A 17760-nucleotide genomic window follows, 5' to 3' on the forward strand; every position below is an offset into this window, starting at 1 on the left:
AAAACACTTATATCGACTTTTTCATTTTCTGGGGCATCTTCTGGGGCTGGCTTAAGATCCCCTTTACCACACTGTGCGATGTTTGCAGCCCCCGTAACTGGGTCTCTATCATGTATTGCAGATCGCCGGCAGGCAACTGTTCAATTGCCCGGGCATAAATAACCTGGATGGCTTCTTCACCTTGTTCGCTGCTTTTCAGCATGTCGTATATATTCGGACCAGAAAAAGAAACACCCATCTCTTTCCATTGATTGTACAATTCACCAAAGGAAAGTTGTGGCAATGTTTTTTTTGAGGTGGGAATGTGACTTTGTAATTGTTCTAAAAACTGACGAAGTGAAAAACTGTTCTGCCGGCTTTGATTGGCCAGTAAGGCAAAAGTGCCACGCAACTCCAGGTTAAAAATGAAATTCAGGAAAGATGCTTCCTCGTAAGCTTTGGCCCTTTCGCGATTGATAGTAGAAAGGTCGTTCAAAATTTCGGCTGTTTGTTGATATTCCACAAGCATGAAGTTTTGATGTGTGATTGAACTGCTACTACAATTTACTAAAATTTTCTGAGCAGTAGAAAGCCATTTTACATGTTAATTTATCTCAGGAAGCTTTCCGGCGACTTCCCCCTCCTTTTTCTTTCTTCCCAAGGCTTGCTTTCAATTGCTCCATAATATCTTTTGAGCGGGAATGCACTACCCGCATATGTGGCACCTGAATTTTCTTACCTTTTGCTTTATCCTTGATCAGCTTTAACAGATCGGCTGAATAAGTATCTTTAAAATGGGTAATATCAAATTCACCAGATAACTGATTTATAAGGGCGATGGCCATTTTTAATTCTGCCGGTTTGCTTTTTGTTGATTTAACATCCAGCTCTGAAGCATCCCGGATCTCTTCGCCAAATCGTATCTTATTCAATACCAGCACATCTTCATGTGGTTTTATCACACCAATGCTCTCCTTGTTCCGTAAAACGTAGGTGCCCAGCCCTACTTTGCCTGTTTCTCCCAATGCATCACGCAACAGATTATACGCTTTTATACCACTTTTATCCGGTGCCAGGTAATACGGATTTTCATAATACATGGTATCTATCTCTGTTTCATCAACAAACTCGGTAATATTGATGATCTTGTTCTTTTCCGGCCGCACTTTTTGAAAATCGTCGTCAGTCAATACAACATAATGACCATTCAGGTTATAACCACGCACGATATTCTCCCACGCCACTTCCTTTCCTGTATTTGCATTCACCCGTTGGAAATGAATGTTGGAATGGTCCTTTTTATCCAGCATATCCAGGTCAAGCTCACTGCCTTGTACGGCACTGAAAATTTTTATGGGAATATTTACCAACCCAAAACCTATTGCTCCGGTCCAAATGGCTCGCATAACAAGTCTTTTTAAACCTTCAGAAACTTTTATGCCAGTGAATAACCCCAGTAATTCAGCAGCGTTATTAATTAACCGTAAGATCCCGTACTATGCTGATAGTAATACTGGTAAGTCCATAATTACTTTCAAAACGCTGCAAATGGGTATTTTTTTGCGCAGGTATACTGGCCGCATGATTGTACGACTCCTTTGTTTATTGTTGACCTTTAAATGTCCGGTAATGAGATATTTATGTTTAGCAGCGGATTACGATGGCACACTGGCCACCCATGGAAAAGTTGAGCAGGAAGTGATAGACGCCCTATACCGGTTTAAAGCCTCTACCCGGCAACTGATACTGGTCACGGGCCGGGTGCTGGATGAACTGAAAGTTGTTTTCCCTGAGTATGAGCTGTTTGACCGCATAGTGGCTGAGAACGGCGCCCTGTTATATAATCCCGCTACTAAAGAAGAGCGGTTACTGGGTGAACGGCCACCCGCTTCATTCATCAACGAACTGCACCACCAGGTAAAGCCATTGTCGGTGGGTAAAGTGATCCTGGCTACCTGGGAACCGCATCACATCACCGTGCTTGAGGCTATTAAGAAAGAAGGATTGGAGCTACAGGTGATCTTTAACAAAGGGGCTGTAATGATCTTACCTGCGGGTATCAATAAAGCCAAAGGGCTGAAAGAAACGTTGAAAGAATTGAATATGTCATTACACAATGTGGTAGCTGTAGGTGATGCAGAGAACGATGGCGCCATGTTACAAGCCGCAGAATGCGCTGTAGCTGTATCAAACGCTTTACCTGCCGTTCAACACCTTGCAGATTGGGTTACGGGCCAGCCGCATGGAAAGGGCGTAATAGAGCTTATAGACCGTATACTGAAATACGACCTGCAGCACCTCGATTGCCGGTTAACACGCCATTACCTGTGTTTGGGACAACGCATCACGGATGAGGACTTCAGCGTTTGTCCATATGGTCCTAATATCCTTCTTTCCGGCACTACCAAAAGCGGTAAAAGCACTATGGCTGCTTATATTCTCGAAAAACTGTTGGAAAAGAATTACCAGTTCTGTTTAATAGATCCCGAAGGTGATTATCTGGAGCTGCATGGCGGTGCCGTACGAATAGGTGATACGGCACATGCACCATCTGTTGAAGAAGTGTTGTCGCTGTTGGCCAATCCCCTGCAAAGTGTGATCGTTTGTATCCTTGCCATTCCGCTCGACGACCGGCCCCGTTATTTCAACAACCTGTTAACGGCTTTATCGCAAATGCGAAAGGAAACCGGTCACCCTCACTGGATCATTGCCGATGAGGCGCATCATATGCTGCCAGCGCCAGCCGCTCCCTCCTACTATGCCATACCAGATGACTTTAAAAATTTCATCTTCATTAGCATTTCTACCGAAGGTATGAACGAGGCCGTGCTAAATAAGATCACCCTGCTGATCTCTATGGGCGACGATGCCGCCAAATCCATGGAAGAGTTCAGCCGTTTAAGGAATATGCCACTTATTACAACCGCGGTAACCCCATTGCAAAAAGGCCAGGCCTGGGTGTGGGACATTGCAGCTAATAATGAACCCGTGCTTATAAAAACCGGCACGCCGGTGCATTTGTTGCAACGCCACAAAAAGAAATATGCCCGCGGCGATATGGATTATAATAGTTTTTATTTCAGGGGGCCAGAAAACAAAATGAATTTAAAAGCATACAACCTGATGGTGTTTACAGAAATAGCTGCAGGCATTGACGAAGAAACCTGGCGTTACCATTTGAAACGAAAAGATTACTCCAACTGGTTGCGACATTCGGTGCATGATGAAGAACTCGCCTCCATGATTGATGAGATTGAAAACAATGAACAACTGGCACAGCGATCGCGCCAAACAATTACAGACCTTATTAATGAACGTTATACAGCATAATTGCTGTACTACATTGTATTAGGTGTACATACTATTTTTCTCCTATTTTTACAATCGGTCTACGTTACTATTCCCGCCCAACCAGGTTAACAGTCTTCTCTGATCGTTTAACCAGTAAACCTTTTGTATGCCTATACCGCACCCTGTAGTATTTGCAGAGATCTATAACCGCTTTTATGACCCGTTGGTATTTTTCGCCCGAAAGTTTTTGTTCGATCCGTTAGTAGCAGAAGATATTGTAACGGAGTTGTTTTTAAAATTCTGGCAGAAACAGGAGCAATTCAATTCACCGATTGCGGTGAAGACCTTTTTATATATCAGCACCCGGAATGCCTGCATTAACCACAATCAAAAATTTCGCAAACAGGCCCGGGCGAAAGCAGAACTGCGCATATTGACCGATGAGCTGGAAGAATCCATCTTGCAAACAATTACCCGGTCAGAGCTTTTGCGCGACATTTATTCCAGCGTTGAATCGTTACCCACTCAATGCCGTAAGATCATTTTACTCAGCTACCTGGGTGGGCTCACCAATCAACAAATTGCCCGGCATCTGCAATTATCGGTTCATACCGTAAAAAACCAGAAAGTGCGGGGCATTATGCTGGTAAGGGGGAAGGTGTTTCAGGAGTCGTGAAACGTGAAATGTGAAAGGATTTACGAGATTCGAGCCTCATTTCCGGCAGTCGGCAATCGGGAATCGGCAAACAGGGCCTTAGCTGCGTTAGGTCCGTTAACTGTCAAGGGGTCACCTATTCCCTTCAACCGTCCGACCGGTCATCTGGGCGGGCTCCTTCGACTCTGCGCAGGCCAATCCGCGCAAATCTGTAACCGGAAAGGATTTAAGAGTTTAAAAACCAGTGTTTTGAGCCAGGTTATCCAATGATTACGAAGAACCTGGAATCCTGAAACTCAATACCTTAATAATTGCGCTTCTGAGCTGAATTAATAACCAAAAAAACGGTGAACACGGGGCTATTAACGGTGAATGAAGAAACTTGAAACAGTAACTTTAAACGTTAAACTTTGAACTGCAAAAGGTGCACTAAAACCTGCCAATTCTGATCTCATTTGCCAGCTTGTCGGCCCATACATACGGTGCCAAAAATGGGATTTAAACAACCCTTCAAAAAATTTAAATTTCATCAATTAATGGCTCCCGAACAACCCGACCAAAACCCTTAACAAATTGGTTATCAATAGCCAACTTTAAACAAATTATAAATTCGGCCTGGCAGCCCCAAGGAGTATGGCCATTGTGTTTTTTTATGCTAATTTTGAATTGTACGCGAAACGGGACACTCACTTACACATCCCATTATACTACATGGAACTAACACATTAAATTCTGTAGAACGTTACGCGTATACTACCCATTTAATTCGGCTTGCAACCTGTTGATTCTTCTTTTTTGAAACATTAAAAAAGGTGGAGGATATTAGTATGTATTCTTATTCATTGTTAGAGCCCGGCTGTTTTTATTTGATACAGGAAAAAGAAGACGAACCTGTAATGCTTATTAAAATTACGGTAGAAACCGACCAATGCCTGTATATTACTCAATATGAGGATATGCCGGTGATGGTGTGGAAAAAGAAAAATGATCCGATTTTTGACATTCTGGAGTTGTTGAGTGATGACAAAGTGAAAGAATGGGAAGCTGTGTACAACGACAGCCAGGATGCCTATTATGAGGAAGAAGATGATGAATAATGAGGCTTAAAGTATAATGTATAAGGTTTAAAGTTGTTAACTCATTTTAGCATGTTTTCTCTTCCTGAAAGAGAACTGCCCAATCATGTTAGAGTAACTACTTTAAACCTTATTTTATTATACCTGTTTATCACAAACTTTACCGTTTTATGGCTATTCTTTTCTCCCGGTTTTTTACGTAAGTTTGCTTACCCGGTTACCATATTGTTTCATGGTTTTCAGGAAATCAATTCGGTGAACCGGCGGTAAGTGCCTGATACCACTCCATGCTTTTTTTTACCGCGTTATCAGGTAAAATCATTACTTGTTAAATTACAGAAAGCTTAACACTTGCCATACAAACAAAATGGTTGAACTTTCGTTTCTGTAAAGTAAGTGCGTTATGAACCAAGCCCAGGATAAATACGGCCATACCCGGAAAGTGCTGCTGGTTATATTGAGTATACTGGCAGTGATCCCATTGGCGCCACTTATTAACCGTTATATTCCTCCATTGATCATTGGCGACTGGAACCTCGACCTCACTGTTTCCATTATTCTCGCCGCAGCCTTAACATTTCTTACACTCCGGCTTTTCCGTTTTTTACTGTTACCAGCTGTTGGTCTGCTCATATTGGTTTTAATTTATAATCAATTGACCAATGGTTATGGTTTTGGTAATATGATCAGAGATTATAAGACCATGGTACAAAACAACTGGGGCAAAAAAGAACAAAAGGAAATTGACCTCGTGTTACGGCCTACCTTCTTTGACGGTCCGTTAACCAAAACAGTAAAAACGCTTCAATCAAAAGTAATAGCTACAGATTCGGTAGTACGAAACTACTCCGTAAAATATTCCCTGGAATCATTTGATGAATACTATCCAAAGTATGGTTCGCAGGTACGGTTATTATCGCTGTTCAAGCATATCAACAGCAACTTCAAGTATGTATCCGACTCGGAAAGGGACGAATACTTTGCCACTGCCCGCGAAACCATTCAAAACGGACTGGGTGGCGATTGCGACGACCATACTATTTTAATGGCGTCGTGTATGAAGTCCATAGGCGCCCATTGCCGCATGATCTTAACAGATGGTCACCTATACCCCGAACTGCTGTGTGGCGACGAAAAACAGTTCGAAATGATGCAACAGGCCGTTATTCATCTTTTTGGTAACGAAGCCATCGACAACATGTATTACCACGAACAGAACGGGCAATACTGGATCAACCTCGATTATACCGCCCGTTATCCCGGCGGACCGTATGTTAGTGAAACCGCCTACGCAATCATCAACTTATAAGATGGCGTCTTTTTTAAAAGTGTAACACCTGAGTAAAAAGCTGCCGTTGCGAGGTGAAGGTTGAAGGATAAATATGTGAGTGGTGAGTGAGCTCGCGATTGGCGTGATTAATAACTATCTTGCTGCGCCAAAAATCCATTGCCCATTGCCCATTGCCCATTGCCTATTGCCTATTGCCCATTGCCTATTGCCTATTGCCCATTGCCTATTGCCTATTGCCTATTGCCTTTCCAAACTAACATAATCAGGAATACTTCTACTAAAAGGGTTCTCCAGGCGATCACCCACAGGTGGTTGTGGCGGATTGTTAATGCCTTTGGTCAGGAAACCACAAATGGCCACAGGAAGCGCTATCAGGGAAGATAAATAATACACCAGGAAGTTATCGGTTGGTGTAGACGTTCCAGGCAGGAAATAATCGAAGATGTATATAACAACGAAAGTGCCGTATTCGAATAACAGGGCTGCGTAAATGAACAACAGACCTTTTACCTGTCCGGTCAGCCGGATCTGCTGTAATTTCAAAATGATCTCCCAAACGATCACAGTCAATACGATAAGCAGTTCTCCACCCAGCACATATTCCAGCGAACCAGTACTAAATCCCCTGATAATACAATTAACAAGCCCTGCCATCAGCAATGCGGGTACTGCTATTTTGGTGAACTTTTTTACAACGGGAGAAGAAGAGGAAAAATAAAATATTGTAAGTATTATAGGAATATCGAGCAGATTATAAATAACAGTATACAGGTCCATTACCGAGTGCGACAAATGAATATACTCAACCAGGTTTGCCAATGCACAGATCAGCCAGTACAACGCATATAAGCGGAAGGGAATTGCAGACCAAAGCTTTTTCATCAGCACAACAAGCATCGGTACGAAATACAATCCCACTGCCAAAACAGATACGATTTGGTATATTATACTTTTCATGGGTCGAATTACACTCTAAAATCGCCAAAATATCGGACAATATTGCATAGGGCCTGTTTTTCAGTAATTGTACTTTTGCCCAATTCTGCATAAAATACTATATATAAATCCGGTTTTACACAATCGTTTGCATAAGAGGAAAAATGAGGAAGTTTAGTCAACTTGCAGCGATCACCCACTTTTATCGTTTTAGCAATATTTGCGGTTAAACAAATGGGTTATATCTGTATCAAACAACCGAGATTTTTACATAGAAAATGGCACAACTCTCATTGTAGTCTTACAGCACTGATCCAGATCTGTTGCTGTGCATTCAGTTTTCCCCTTTTTATTCACAGTGAAACCTATGCGTAAGTTTTCCGCTAATTTTGTGGTCAACCACTCCGGTAACCCGCCTCTATTACTGCCTCAAAAGCGGGCTTCTCGTTCACCCAATTCGTAGATTTACTATACCACTAACTGGGTATTCCCTGGTTCAACATTGTATTTAACCTATCACCCACGTATTAACTGAAGGTTTTAAATTGGGCACATTTGCTCTATGAATGAATGCGTTTAACATATATTTTTGATTTACTGATTCAGCGTAGTCAGTAAGTTTTTTTAAAGAGGTTTTAAAGTCCAAGTATCCGAAACCGCTGTCCAATATCAAGTGTAAAGATCAAAAGTTCCAAAAGCGATTTCACAAACAATGTAGATCGTATCCTAAATTATCCTTAAGAACCGTTCACAGTATTAAATCCAATTCCAAGTCCAAAGAACCAGATCCAGTAAATCCTGGAAAAACCCAGTCGATATCCTGAAAACCCGTAGCCAATAACGTGTTTTACCTTTGAAAAGAAATCCGATACTATTGAGAACAGTTCTAATTTGGTAGGTTCGACTGAAAAAATTATATAGCCCTTCCGACTCGTCGGGAGGGCTTTTTGTATATATTCAGTTTTCCAAACTTACAACACCCATGACTGCACGCCTTTATAGTATGTTGCTGATCCTATTGATTACCCTCCCCCATTTCATCTCAGCACAAAGCATTGAGCTGCTTACCAGCGGCCAGGCTGTTTCTATCAGAGGGTTATGTCCGGTAAATGACCAGGTGGTTTGGGTCAGTGGCAGCCGTGGTACTGTAGGCAGATCGCTTGATGGTGGTAAAACCTGGCAATGGACCATCGTAAAAGGATTCGAAAAAACTGATTTCCGCGATATAGAAGCTTTTAACGCCAATACCGCCATTATCATGGGCATAGCAGAACCAGCCCAGATATTAAAGACAACAGATGGGGGCAATTCCTGGAAGGTTGTTTTTACCGATTCTACCAAAGGTATGTTCCTCGACGCCATGGATTTTTTTGATAATAAAAATGGTATAGTGGTTGGCGATCCTATAGACTCCAAATTCTATATTGCCAAAACCACCAATGGCGGCAATACCTGGAAAAAAACACCCTCTATTATGCAATCCAATGCCGCACCCGGCGAAGGTTGTTTTGCCAGCAGCGGTACTAACATCTATTATTTCCGTAACAAGGATTTCTTATTTGTAAGCGGGGGTACCATTAGCCGGGTACATGATGATGCCGGTGGCCGGTCACTCCCCATTGTTCAGGGTAAAGAAAGCACGGGCGCCAATTCCATTGCTGTACGCAGCGACGGTCCCCGGGTAAGTAATACTTTTACTATTGTAGGGGGCGATTTTACCAATGATAAGGATACCACCCGTAATTGTGTATTAACACACGACGGCGGCCATACCTGGTTAAGTCCTGCCACGCCACCACATGGCTACCGCAGCTGTGTTATATATATTACAGGCAAAAAACTCCTAAGCTGTGGGACTTCAGGCGTTGACCTGTCAACCGATAGTGGCCTCACCTGGCGATTGGTAAGCGAAAACGGTTTTCACGTTTGCCGCAAAGCTAAAAAAGGGAAAACAGTATTTTTAGCTGGAGGCAATGGTAAAATAGCAAAACTTGTTCTTTAAAGACATCCTTCCTATTAACCATTCAAATTTAGGATCAGAATTTTTTGAACATAAAATATACCGCCCCTAATAACAACGCAAAGCTCACCAGGTATTTCCAGTGAAAGGGTTCATGTAAATACAATGTGGCAAACACGGTAAATACCACCAGGGTGATCACTTCCTGGGTCATCTTTAACTGAAAGCCTGTAAATCCATTGCTGAACCCCCAGCGATTGGCTGGTACCATTAAACAGTATTCAAAAAAAGCAATGCCCCAGCTTATCAATATAGCCTTCCATAAGGGCAGTTGTTGTTGTTTTAAATGACCATACCAGGCAATTGTCATAAACACATTAGAGCAGATCAACAAAAGGATTGTACGCATGTTCCAAAAATAAGACGATCGGTAAAATATTCTAACTAATAAATTCAGTAATTTGGTTTAAACTAATCAATATGATCTCGAGCAAAATTGAAGCAGCTTTAAACAGACAGATCGACCTGGAAGGATATTCTTCCATGTACTACCTGGCCATGGGTTCCTGGTCTGAAGTAAAGGGATACAACGGTGTAGCTCAGTTCTTGTACCACCATTCCGATGAAGAAAGAATGCATATGCTGAAACTCTTTCATTATATAAACGACCGCGGCGGCCATGGTATTGTTCCAGCCTTTGCAGCTCCCCAGAACGATTTTAAAAACATCAGGGAGATCTTTGATATTGTTCATTCGCATGAAGTAAAAGTATCAAACGAGATCAATGCACTGGTTGAACTGTGCATTCAGGAAAAAGATTATACTACCCATAATTTTTTGCAATGGTATGTTACCGAACAGATCGAAGAGGAAAGTCTTGCCCGTCAGATCATTGATAAACTAAACCTGATTGGTGAAGATAAAGGCGGGATGTACCTGTTCGATCGCGACCTGGCCACTATGATCGGTCAGCAAGGCGGTAAAGGCGGCGGTCACGGCCACGGACATTAATCCTTTGACTCTCCGCCAAAGGCGGACACGCGCTCAGGACTCGTATAAAACAAAAGCCCCAGTCTTGGTTTAACCGAGACCGGGGCTTTTTAATTTCTTTACAGTATTGGGTAATTCATGGCTATGGAGAGTTACTGTAAAGCGTAACAAAAGTAAACATTTGTTGCTAAAACTTTTTGTGCAAGTTTGTAACCGTGCATTTTTAGGCAAAATCCGTGCGCTTTTGTATAATATTCGTGCGGTGGAAGTGGATTTATTTCTGTAAAGCGGCATAAGCCCCCAAATACAGGAAAAAGTTACGGTACCAAAACAATAACCCCTCCCGACGAGCGGGAAGGGTTATTTATATCTAATCATTAAACCTCTTAATTCAGGTTCCGGAAGTCGACCGGAACGAGTTTACTCACCCCAGGTTCCTGCATGGTAACCCCGTAGATCACATCCACAGCACTCATCGTTTGCTTGTTATGCGTAACAATGATAAACTGGCTTTCCTGGCTGAACTTGCGGATCATTTGCGTGAACTTACCAACGTTGGCATCATCGAGCGGCGCATCTACCTCATCGAGGATACAGAACGGCGCTGGTTTGATCAGATAGATCGCAAACAACAGGGCCGTTGCCGTTAAGGTTTTTTCACCACCACTTAACTGGGTGATCGACGATGGACGTTTGCCCTTAGGCTTGGCCACAATGTCGATGCTGGTCTCCGCCAGGTTCTCGGGGTTCTCCAGGATCATATCAGCCGAATCATCTTCGGTGAACAATGCCTTGAACACCTTCTGGAAGTTCTCGCGCACTTTATTGAAGGTATCGAGGAACTGCTGGTTGGCAGTAGCCTCCACTTCCTGTATGGTTTGTAACAGACTGTCTTTGGCGGTTACCAGGTCATTCTTTTGTTCCAGAATGAACTCATACCGTTTTTTCATTTCCGTGAACGCTTCGATGGCGGTGGGATTCACTTCACCCAGGTTCTCTAACCGCTTTTTCATACGGTCACCTTTTTCCTGCAACTCCTCTACCGGCGTTTCACCAGTACGGGGTTGATCGATGATGTCATCCAGGTTGATCTTGAACTCAACACTCAACCGCTCTTTCATTCCGGCCAGCTGCAATTTCAATTCATTCAGCTTGTCTTTTATTTCTGCCAGCAAATGCTCGGTTTGCTCTCTTTCTTTTGATTTGTGACGCAGTTCGCTTTCTTTTTCCCCCAGGGCATTACGCATATTGTAATATGCCTGGTCAGCTTCATTCAGCTTTTTCTCTTCTTCTTCTTTGCGGCGCATCATCTCAACCAACCCATTTTCAGCAGTGGCCAGTTGATCTGCACTTTCGGTGATGTTCTCCAGAGTTTGCTTTAACTGCGAGGCATTGGTTTCAACCTGCTGTTGCAATTCAACCAACTGCTTGCTCTTGAACTGTAGTTCCTGGGTCAATGAGTTGATCTTACTGGTTTGACGTGTTAACTGCAGGTTGTATTCATTGAACACCGCCTGCGCATTGGTATACTGGCCTTCGGCTGCTTTGTATTCATTTTCTACGCTGGCCAGTTTGTCGCCCAATTCTTGCAACTGATTTACCAGCTCCATCCATTGCTGACGGGTGCCAGAAATAGAAGAGGTGGTTTCTTCCAGGTTCATTTGCAGTTCTTCCAGTCTGTTTTGTGAAGAACTTTGCGAACCGTGCAGATTCTCCATTTTGTTCTCCAGGGAGAACACCTGATTAGTAAGCGTATTGATATCCTGTTGCGCCTGTTTAATGGCAGTATCTTTCAATTGCTCATTATAACCGATCACCTCGTTGTGCTTTTGTTGAATGCCCTCTTTCAGACTTTGCACAACGCCTTCCAGCGCTACAATTTCTTCGTGTAATTTCTCCAGGTTCTTGGCACGACCGATCTTTTTACCTTCAAACAAACCGACGCTACCACCGGTCAATGAGAACTTGCCTTTTACATATTTACCGGTTTTTTCCAGCACCACTGACCCATTGCTGGTAGCCAGTGCATCGTCGCTTTCGGCAATAAATACATTACCCAGCAGGTATTCAGCCAGCTGCCGATATTGTGCATCTACCTCAATTACATCCATTGCGGCAATGGTGTTGGCAGGTGCATGACCGTTATCGTTCTTATGCTCGTTTAATTTATCGAGCAGGAAGAAGTTTGCTTTCCCTTTTTTGTTATTGTCCAGCAGGTGTACGGCCTGTAAGCCTTCCTGCAGGTTGTTCACTACATAATAGTTCAGGTAAGGCTCCAGCACGTTTTCAACGGCGGCGCGAAACTCTTCTTTTACATAGATGATATCTGATAAGATGGGAGCTGTATGGTTCCAACCCGGATTGTTGTGAAGGAACTTCACGCTTTCGGGATAACCTTCCATGGAGTCGATCAAACTTTTCAACAGATCGTGCTCATTCTTTTTGGCATCCAGCTTTCTGCTTTCCTCGGCCAATTGCTGGCGTAAGGTTTCCAGTTCGCCCTGAGCCTGCAAGATCTGTTCTTTGGTCCTTTCCTGGTGGTCCTGTAATTGTACCAGGTCGCGTTGCCTTTTCTCCAGTTCCTGCTCCTTCACCATTTTCTCCTCTTCCAGTTGTTTTATCTGGCTGTAGCGGGCTTCGCGCTCTTCTTCTATCTGATTGATGGCTTTTTGAACGTTCTGAATAGAGGTATCGGCTACCGCTACCTTCTTTTCTGCATCAAACTGGTTCCGTTGCAGACTGAGGTTTTCAGCGCGCAATCTGTCAACATGGGTTCTTTTTTCGTCAAAGATGGAGCGGGCACTTTCAACTGCTTCTTTATTCTCTTCCACCATTTGCTCCAGTCCTTCCAGTTTACCCTTTTCTTCATCTACCGATCTGCGGGTAAATTCAATGCTTTCTTCCAGTCCTTTCAGAGTACCTTCACTCTTATTCAGGAATTCCTGAAGACTGTTCTCGCGCTCCTGCAGGAACTTGAGACGTTGAGAAGCCAGGTTCTTTTCATTTTCCTTGGTGCGCAGGGTTTGCAACAGATCGTTAAACTCGTGTTGCATACTTTGCAGGGCACGTTCTTTTTCAATGAACCCTACTTTTTCCTGCTCGATCACCGCTTCTTCGTTGGCCACTTCCGCATCCAGACGAATCTTTTTATCGGTCTCAATCTCCGATTGGGTGCTCAATTCGCGGTAGGTGAGGTTAAAGCCTTCGAGGGCTGCTTTGGCCAGCTCGATGCTCAGCTCGCGGTATTCTTTCTTTATTTCGTAATATTTCTCTGCTTTTTTAGCCTGGTTCTCCAGCGTTTTTAACTGGTTGTTTATTTCAAACAACAAGTCCTCGATACGCGCAAGGTCCTGCTCAGTGGCATCGAGTTTTTGCTTAGCTTCCTTTTTGCGGGTCTTATAAATAGTGATCCCAGCTGCCTGTTCCAACATGCGACGGCGGCTGTTCTCTTTATCTTTAATGATCTCATCAACCATCCCCAACTCGATGATGGCGTAGCTGTCGGTGCTCACTCCGGTATCCATAAACAGGTTCTGGATATCGCGCAAGCGGCATTGCACATCATTCAAACGGTACTCACTTTCCCCACTTTTATAAAATTTACGGGTTACGGTGATGGTGCTGAATTCGGTAGGCAACAGGTTCCGGGTATTTTCGAAAGTCAGGCTAACCTCGGCCAAACCACTGGCCGACCGGGTTTTTGACCCGTTAAATACCAGACTTTCAAGGTTTTCACTACGAAGGTGACTGATCTTTTGCTCCCCGATCACCCAGCGGATGCTGTCGATAATATTACTCTTACCACAACCGTTTGGTCCGATAACACCCGTAATACCCTCGTCGAAGTGGAGTACGGTTTTATCGGCAAAACTCTTGAACCCTTTGATTTCTAAGCTTTTTAAGCGCACTTGTTCAATTTTTTTAAGGAAACGACAAATATAACCAATAGCGCTACAAAATAGTGCCGCATCCCCTAACAGACTTCAAAAGTTGTGCACTTTTGTGGAACAAGCCTGTGAAATCGTGTTTATAAATGTTAATATCTTGTGAGTAATCCATTCCAAAAGAGGACTGATTGAAAATATATTGGTTGTATAAAGCTTAAATTTGTTGGGCTTAAATTTCTCTCCCCTAAATAACATAAGCAGGTTCAGGCATCTGCATTGCAATAGCCCTATTGTATATCTTGACTTTTTCAAACATATCAAACCATCTTGCTATGATTACCAGAAACTGGACAGGAGTTGTAAGGCCCGAGCGCTCAACCGATTACCTCAACCATTTGAAACACGACACCCTAAAAAAGCTGTCTTCTATTAAAGGTTTTTTAAATGCGTCCATTCAACAACGGGTGGTTACCGATGGAATTGAATACCTGGTGATAACTTATTGGGAAAATATGGACGCCATTAAAGAATTTGCCGGCGATGCCGCAGATATTGCTGTTGTACCGTCCATTGCGCAGGAAATGATGGTGAGGTACGATCCGGTAGTAAGGCATTATGAGGAGGTGATCAGTCTGGTCCCTATAGTAGAATAGAGCTGGTTACTCCCTTTAACAGGAATTTATAGCCTGGCTTTATAACCCGGAAGGTTTGTTACTGTCCAATAAATACAACCAGGTAACCGTTGTAATTTGCAGACAATTATACTTTCAAACATCATGTTGAACAAGATCACCTTTGTACCCATCAGACAGCTTCTTTTATTGTTGTTGGTAACTAGCGCCAGTTTGGCTGGCCGGGCCCAGCAGGTTGATAGTATTTTCTTCCACCTGTATACCGACAGCCTAAAAAAGGGTGTGCATAATTATATCAATGTAGATGGCAAGTTATCGAATGGCCATTGGCTGCCTTTGACCAATAAGGAGATCGACTTTACCAGTACAGCCGGAAAATTCATGGGCAACAGCCTGATACTTGACACCGCTTTCAAAGGTGAAAAAGTAACCGTAAAGGCGGTGTTGAAAAATAATACCGCTATCTGGAAGGAAATTGACATTTACATCAAGAAAGTAGAAGATAACGAACGACTGCGAACAGTAGATGAGATACTGAACACGCCTTCCTCCCGCAGGAGTAAAAGGAATTCGAAAAGCCTTGTAACAGGGTTTTGAAGTAAGAAATAGGAAGTATGAGGTAGGAAATATCAAAAAATCTTACATCCTACTTCTTACTTCATTTTAATAAAAATGCCGTCCCGACAAAAGCAAGGGACGGCATTTCATTTTATAAACTCTTTACTCGTTCTTATTTAACACCGGCCAATTCAGCACGCATTTTCTTTGCGTCTTCGAGGAATTTAGCCAATCCGATATCAGTTAACGGATGTTTCAACAAGCCCAGGATTGGTTCCAATGGTGAAGTAACCACATCAGCACCAGCTTCAGCACATTTTACAATGTGTAATGGACTGCGGATAGATGCTGCCAGGATCTCTGTTTTATATCCCTGAATTTTATAGATCTGTGAAATTTGCTTTATCAGTTCAACGCCATCCCAGTTGCTATCATCGATACGGCCAATGAAAGGCGATACGTAATTGGCGCCTGCTTTAGCAGCCAGGATTGCCTGACCGGCAGAAAATACCAGTGTACAATTGGTTTTAATTCCATTGTCAGAAAACCATTTCAATGCTTTCACGCCATCTTTGATCATGGGTACTTTTACCACGATCTGGGGGTGAATAGCCGCCAGCTTTTTGCCTTCTTCAATAATTTCATCTACAGTTGTAGACAGCACCTCTGCGCTTATATCTCCATCATCAACCAGTTCGCAAATGGTAAGGTAATGTTTCATTACTGCCTCTTCACCTTTAACGCCTTCTTTAGCCATTAATGAGGGGTTGGTAGTAACACCATCGAGAATACCCAGGTCGTGTGCTTCTTTGATTTGGGCAAGATTCGCTGTATCAATAAAAAACTTCATGATTATTATAGATTTAAAATTGCTTATTGCAAATGCAAATTTACAACTTCCTGTTGTTTTTAGGCTTACTTGTAGTAATTATGAGAGTGAGCTGGTATCTTCGAGGCAGTTTCTTCAAGCTGCTGGTGCAGTTCTGTTTGGGAAAGTGCAATTTGCTATCACCAAAAAAAGAAAAAAAGGCAGGCGATTTACATCGCACCGCTACAACCACCTACCCTTGCTGCCTTCCGGCCCTGGGGGGGTTCAGCGGGAGCTGGTCGTGTAAGACCTGCCGGTGCAAATATAGGGTGAAATATCGAATTTCGAACTGAAGAATGTTGAATATCGAAGTTTAAACCAATATTTTTTTTGTTTTCACTTATTGAATGCCAATTCCTTTTCTGCCAGTAAGCGAGTTTATCCGGGTAATGCCTACCAATTCATCAGCACGGCCACCCAGTTGCCGGTAATATACCAGTATCATGTAATCATTTTCTGTTTCCCAGAAATTACCTTCAGTAAATTCATAGCTGGCTGCTCTTTTCTTGTCGTTCTGATCAATGGTCGCATAATTATAATTGTAGTACCCCTGTTTCAGGAACAGTGTTTTTTCATACACGCGCGTTTCATTATTGAAAACCATTTTTGCGGTGTCATTGAGGTTGTAGTTGGTCAATTGACCTATTAAAAACAGGTCCTTATCGGCAAACGGCACATTCTCTGGTGGAATATAAGTGAAGTGTACAGAAGCGTAATCTGTTTGCCAGAATGGATTTAGGCTTTCGGTTGTTTCAATCGTGTACATACCATTAATATCATGATAATACACGAACCGCTGCTGGAATCTTTCAACATCGGGTTTTACAAATATTTCTGTACTGCGCGCATAGTAATTGGCTTTTGCTACCCGATCGCTTTGCAGGCGAAAACTGCGCAGGTCGAGCCAGCGGAACTCTTTGCCAGCCGGCATTACAATTTCATTCTCGGTATTGAAATCAAGCTTTTTGTTGGAGAAGAAAGTAGGCTTTATATTAATAAGGGCATTATCCCACCGGTTATTCTGCAGGATCACCGCTTTTATCTGTTGCAGGTGGTTCATTACCTGTAACTGATCGCCAAGCACCACCTGGAAAGGGATTTTTTGCCAGGAGCGGAATATCTCTCCATTGAATGGCTGTTGTATTTGCGCTACAATGGAAGCCTGGTTATCCACTACCAAAAACCGTTTGGTGAACGCTACTTTTGAGGTATCGCCATTTATAAACACTTTTAGAATATAATTACCAGACCGTGACGGTGCGCAATTGTTATCAGGCACCATGGCTGAGTAATGCGTGTAACGGGTAAAGGCAACGGATGAAATACGATAGTTACTGATCCGCTGATAGGAGAACCCCTTTATAAAATCAAAGCTGCTCAACATGACAGGCGTCCAATCGGCATTGCACAACTGGTATGTATAGGAGTAACTTTTAACATTGCCATCCAGGTCGTCGAAATGCAGTTCCAGCCTGTCGGAAGTATTAAGACCCAATACGGGATACCCCAACTGGTTGGCGGCAGGAAATAATTGGACCGTTTTGATATTAGGCAGGTTTATCCCTTCTGTCAGTTGCCCCTTTCCCAGCAGGGAGATCAGAACAGATACGAATAATATAAGAATATTTTTCATGTTG

The 17760-nt window shown here is 43.0% G+C and carries 15 protein-coding genes and 1 other RNA gene; 8 read left to right on the forward strand and 8 right to left on the reverse strand.

The window, feature by feature from the left end; translation table 11 throughout:
• Window positions 1–7: 7 nt before the first annotated feature.
• Window positions 8–502, reverse strand: coding sequence for a ferritin family protein (locus J7I42_RS18435; RefSeq protein ID WP_209140314.1), 495 nt, complete (start codon window positions 500–502; stop codon window positions 8–10).
• A 91-nt stretch (window positions 503–593) separates the two neighbouring features.
• Window positions 594–1385 carry a non-homologous end joining protein Ku gene (gene ku / locus J7I42_RS18440; RefSeq protein WP_209140315.1) on the reverse strand — a complete coding sequence of 264 codons (792 nt, stop codon included), beginning with the start codon at window positions 1383–1385 and terminating at the stop codon, window positions 594–596.
• 223 nt (window positions 1386–1608) lie between these two features.
• On the opposite strand from ku, the gene J7I42_RS18445 reads away from it, so the two are divergent.
• The 4 genes from J7I42_RS18445 (at window position 1609) to J7I42_RS18460 (ending at window position 6310) form a co-directional block, all read left to right on the forward strand.
• Window positions 1609–3309: an HAD-IIB family hydrolase gene (locus J7I42_RS18445; protein ID WP_209140316.1), complete on the forward strand. Its 1701-nt coding sequence runs from the start codon at window positions 1609–1611 to the stop codon at window positions 3307–3309.
• A 127-nt stretch (window positions 3310–3436) separates the two neighbouring features.
• Window positions 3437–3946, forward strand: coding sequence for an RNA polymerase sigma factor (locus J7I42_RS18450; RefSeq protein WP_209140317.1), 510 nt, complete (start codon window positions 3437–3439; stop codon window positions 3944–3946).
• Between the two features lie 806 nt (window positions 3947–4752).
• The gene (locus J7I42_RS18455) at window positions 4753–5022 is read left to right on the forward strand and encodes a hypothetical protein (protein WP_209140318.1); all 270 of its coding nucleotides are present in this window, start codon (window positions 4753–4755) and stop codon (window positions 5020–5022) included.
• Window positions 5023–5404: 382 nt separating this feature from the next.
• Window positions 5405–6310 carry a transglutaminase domain-containing protein gene (locus tag J7I42_RS18460; protein WP_209140319.1) on the forward strand — a complete coding sequence of 302 codons (906 nt, stop codon included), beginning with the start codon at window positions 5405–5407 and terminating at the stop codon, window positions 6308–6310.
• Window positions 6311–6529: 219 nt separating this feature from the next.
• On the opposite strand, the gene J7I42_RS18465 is transcribed toward J7I42_RS18460, so the two are convergent.
• Entirely contained in the window at window positions 6530–7249 is a 720-nt protein-coding gene (locus tag J7I42_RS18465) for a hypothetical protein (protein WP_209140320.1), read from the reverse strand.
• 961 nt (window positions 7250–8210) lie between these two features.
• Here J7I42_RS18465 and J7I42_RS18470 point away from each other — a divergent pair.
• Entirely contained in the window at window positions 8211–9230 is a 1020-nt protein-coding gene (locus J7I42_RS18470; protein ID WP_209140321.1) for a WD40/YVTN/BNR-like repeat-containing protein, read from the forward strand.
• A gap of 34 nt (window positions 9231–9264) precedes the next feature.
• Here J7I42_RS18470 and J7I42_RS18475 read toward each other — a convergent pair whose 3' ends face one another.
• Window positions 9265–9597, reverse strand: coding sequence for a DMT family protein (locus tag J7I42_RS18475; protein ID WP_209140322.1), 333 nt, complete (start codon window positions 9595–9597; stop codon window positions 9265–9267).
• 71 nt (window positions 9598–9668) lie between these two features.
• On the opposite strand from J7I42_RS18475, the gene J7I42_RS18480 reads away from it, so the two are divergent.
• Window positions 9669–10199: a ferritin gene (locus tag J7I42_RS18480; RefSeq protein WP_209140323.1), complete on the forward strand. Its 531-nt coding sequence runs from the start codon at window positions 9669–9671 to the stop codon at window positions 10197–10199.
• Window positions 10200–10564: 365 nt separating this feature from the next.
• On the opposite strand, the gene smc is transcribed toward J7I42_RS18480, so the two are convergent.
• On the reverse strand, window positions 10565–14086 hold the full coding sequence (smc, locus tag J7I42_RS18485) for a chromosome segregation protein SMC (protein WP_209140324.1): 3522 nt from the start codon (window positions 14084–14086) through the stop codon (window positions 10565–10567).
• A 311-nt stretch (window positions 14087–14397) separates the two neighbouring features.
• Here smc and J7I42_RS18490 point away from each other — a divergent pair, with 311 nt between their 5' ends.
• Together J7I42_RS18490 and J7I42_RS18495 are read left to right on the forward strand one after the other, a co-directional pair.
• Window positions 14398–14718 carry an antibiotic biosynthesis monooxygenase family protein gene (locus J7I42_RS18490; protein WP_209140325.1) on the forward strand — a complete coding sequence of 107 codons (321 nt, stop codon included), beginning with the start codon at window positions 14398–14400 and terminating at the stop codon, window positions 14716–14718.
• Between the two features lie 96 nt (window positions 14719–14814).
• A complete protein-coding gene (locus J7I42_RS18495; RefSeq protein WP_209140326.1) occupies window positions 14815–15294 on the forward strand; it encodes a hypothetical protein in 480 nt (159 codons plus the stop codon).
• Between the two features lie 133 nt (window positions 15295–15427).
• Here the strand turns inward: J7I42_RS18495 and fsa are convergent, their stop codons facing one another.
• The 3 genes from fsa to J7I42_RS18510 form a co-directional block, all read right to left on the reverse strand.
• The gene (gene fsa, locus J7I42_RS18500; protein ID WP_209140327.1) at window positions 15428–16105 is read right to left on the reverse strand and encodes a fructose-6-phosphate aldolase; all 678 of its coding nucleotides are present in this window, start codon (window positions 16103–16105) and stop codon (window positions 15428–15430) included.
• 174 nt (window positions 16106–16279) lie between these two features.
• Window positions 16280–16379: signal recognition particle sRNA small type (gene ffs, locus J7I42_RS18505), an RNA gene on the reverse strand.
• Between the two features lie 84 nt (window positions 16380–16463).
• Entirely contained in the window at window positions 16464–17756 is a 1293-nt protein-coding gene (locus tag J7I42_RS18510) for a type IX secretion system plug protein (protein ID WP_209140328.1), read from the reverse strand.
• Window positions 17757–17760: the final 4 nt, after the last annotated feature.

The organism is Niastella soli (genome assembly GCF_017742245.1).
In the GTDB taxonomy this organism is placed as follows: Bacteria; Bacteroidota; Bacteroidia; order Chitinophagales; family Chitinophagaceae; genus Niastella; species Niastella soli.

Coding starts and splice junctions, on each gene's coding strand:
- J7I42_RS18460 (WP_209140319.1), top strand. CDS start 5,405: ATGAACCAAGCCCAGGATAAATACGGCCATACCCGGAAAGTGCTGCTG.
- J7I42_RS18490 (WP_209140325.1), top strand. CDS start 14,398: ATGATTACCAGAAACTGGACAGGAGTTGTAAGGCCCGAGCGCTCAACC.
- fsa (WP_209140327.1), bottom strand. CDS start 16,105: ATGAAGTTTTTTATTGATACAGCGAATCTTGCCCAAATCAAAGAAGCA.
- J7I42_RS18475 (WP_209140322.1), bottom strand. CDS start 9,597: ATGCGTACAATCCTTTTGTTGATCTGCTCTAATGTGTTTATGACAATT.
- J7I42_RS18465 (WP_209140320.1), bottom strand. CDS start 7,249: ATGAAAAGTATAATATACCAAATCGTATCTGTTTTGGCAGTGGGATTG.
- J7I42_RS18455 (WP_209140318.1), top strand. CDS start 4,753: ATGTATTCTTATTCATTGTTAGAGCCCGGCTGTTTTTATTTGATACAG.
- ku (WP_209140315.1), bottom strand. CDS start 1,385: ATGCGAGCCATTTGGACCGGAGCAATAGGTTTTGGGTTGGTAAATATT.
- J7I42_RS18470 (WP_209140321.1), top strand. CDS start 8,211: ATGACTGCACGCCTTTATAGTATGTTGCTGATCCTATTGATTACCCTC.
- J7I42_RS18445 (WP_209140316.1), top strand. CDS start 1,609: ATGAGATATTTATGTTTAGCAGCGGATTACGATGGCACACTGGCCACC.
- J7I42_RS18480 (WP_209140323.1), top strand. CDS start 9,669: ATGATCTCGAGCAAAATTGAAGCAGCTTTAAACAGACAGATCGACCTG.
- J7I42_RS18510 (WP_209140328.1), bottom strand. CDS start 17,756: ATGAAAAATATTCTTATATTATTCGTATCTGTTCTGATCTCCCTGCTG.
- J7I42_RS18450 (WP_209140317.1), top strand. CDS start 3,437: ATGCCTATACCGCACCCTGTAGTATTTGCAGAGATCTATAACCGCTTT.